We start from the raw sequence: 1788 nt of genomic DNA on the forward strand, positions 1-1788 counted from the left end.
CGGCCGCGCGTATGCGGTCGGTGAAGGAGGACATGCGGGGCAACTTCCGGGGACGAGGCGGCGAGGTGCGGTGGGCGTCGGCAGGCGCCGACCCAGGGACCAGGGTGTTCCGTAAACAGAACGTTCTGTTTGTGGAACACTAGAGAGGAGGGCCGAGACCCGTCAACCACGGCAACGAGAGCGGGAGCGCGATCCGGCGATGGGGCTGAACGACGAAGTGGGCCGCAGGCTTCGCGAGCTGCGCACGGCCCGGGGCCTTTCGCTCTCGGAGCTGGCGCGGCGCTCCGGTGTGGGCAAGGGCACGCTCTCGGAGCTGGAGAGCGGCACGCGCAACCCCACGCTCGAGACCCTCTACGCGCTGACCACGGCCCTCAACCGCCCGCTCAGCGCGGTGCTCAGCGACGACCCGCCGCCCCGCGCCGAGCCGCACGAGGGCGCCGTCTCCGGCAGCGCGGTCACGGCGGTCCTGATCGAGCGGCACGAGGACGACGACGCGGTCACCGACATCTTCCGGATCACCATCGCCGCCGGCGCCACGCAGGAATCGGCCGCGCACGTCGCGGGCACGACCGAGAGCCTGATGATCCTGAGCGGCACGGCCGTCGTAGGCGTCCTGGGCGCGCCGAGCAGCGTCGGCCCGGGCATGTCGGTGCGCTGGCCGTCCGACACCCCGCACCTCTACAGCGCCCCGCACGGCGACGTCCACGGCATCCTCTTCGTGCGCTATCCGGCAGCCGCGCTCTGACGCGGGGTGAGCGGTGGCTGCCGGCCGACTGTGCGGGCCGTGCGGCCACGAGGTCTCTCAGCCGGTTCGGAGCACGGGTGTGGGGAAACGAGGCAGGACGTCCTCGGCGAGCTCGTGCAGCACTTCCTCGACCGGGCGGTCGTTGGGGCGAAGGTTGAAGGAGACGTGGGCGACGCCGAGGGACGCCATCTTCTCCAGGTGTTCGACCAAGGCCTTCCTGCCGGCGCTGATGCCGAGCCGGATGGGGTGGGCCGGGGCGTCGGCGTCGTCCTGGAGCGTCAGCACCATCGGGGTCAGGTACGGCTTGCCGCGGTCCCCGGTGATCTGCCGCCACTCGCGGGTCTTCAGACGCAACGCGCCCAGGTCGCGGGGGTAGTTGAGGGAGGCGTCTGCGTGCGCGGCGATCCAGTCGGGGGCCTGCTGGGCGGCGCCGGCGACGGCGATCGGAATCCCCGCGGTGTGCAACGGCTTGGGCAGGACCTCCAGTTGCCGGTCACTCCCCAGGCCCAGGGCGGGTCGCTCCAGCGGACCGGGGTGCCAGGCCGCGCGCAAGGCATGGAGGCCCTCGCGGAATGCCGCGCCCCGGGTGTGGAAGTCGCGCCCGAACAACGGGTACTCCACGGTGGCCGCCGCCTTCGCGACCAGCAGTGGCTCGCGCAGGGGCAGGACGACGGCGCCGGTGGCGAGGACGACGTGCCGGGTGACTGCGGCCAGGTGGCCGAGGTGGGTGAAGGTCTCGAAGACGGTGCCGGCGTCGCCGAACTGGCCGGGGTCGTGGAGCGGGACGTCGCGGAGCCACAGGGCGGCGAAGCCGAGTCGGTCGGCCAGTTGGGCGAGCCTGCTGTGCTCGGTCAGGTCGGGGACGCCGAAGGGCCGGCCGGCCTCACGGTCGCCTCGTCGGCGAGTCGGCCCCCAGTCATTGTCGAGGGGCAGTTCCAGACCGATGGTCAGCCGGCCGTCGGCAGGGGCCAGCTTGGCGAGTGCGGGATGAGGGGATGCCATGGTGAGTCCTTGGGCCGGCGGCAGGGGACCGTTCCGGGCAG

2 protein-coding genes are annotated in these 1788 nt (G+C 72.5%); one reads left to right on the top strand and one right to left on the bottom strand.

The window, feature by feature from the left end; translation table 11 throughout:
• Positions 1 to 199: 199 nt before the first annotated feature.
• On the top strand, positions 200 to 745 hold the full coding sequence (locus BZY54_RS48060; protein ID WP_086731544.1) for a helix-turn-helix domain-containing protein: 546 nt from the start codon (positions 200 to 202) through the stop codon (positions 743 to 745).
• Positions 746 to 802: 57 nt separating this feature from the next.
• On the opposite strand, the gene BZY54_RS48065 is transcribed toward BZY54_RS48060, so the two are convergent.
• On the bottom strand, positions 803 to 1788 hold a 986-nt coding region (locus tag BZY54_RS48065), incomplete at its 5' end, for an LLM class flavin-dependent oxidoreductase (RefSeq protein ID WP_341868745.1).

Origin of the sequence: Streptomyces carpinensis, assembly GCF_002154505.1 — a bacterium.
GTDB classification, from domain to species: Bacteria; Actinomycetota; Actinomycetes; order Streptomycetales; family Streptomycetaceae; genus Streptomyces; species Streptomyces carpinensis.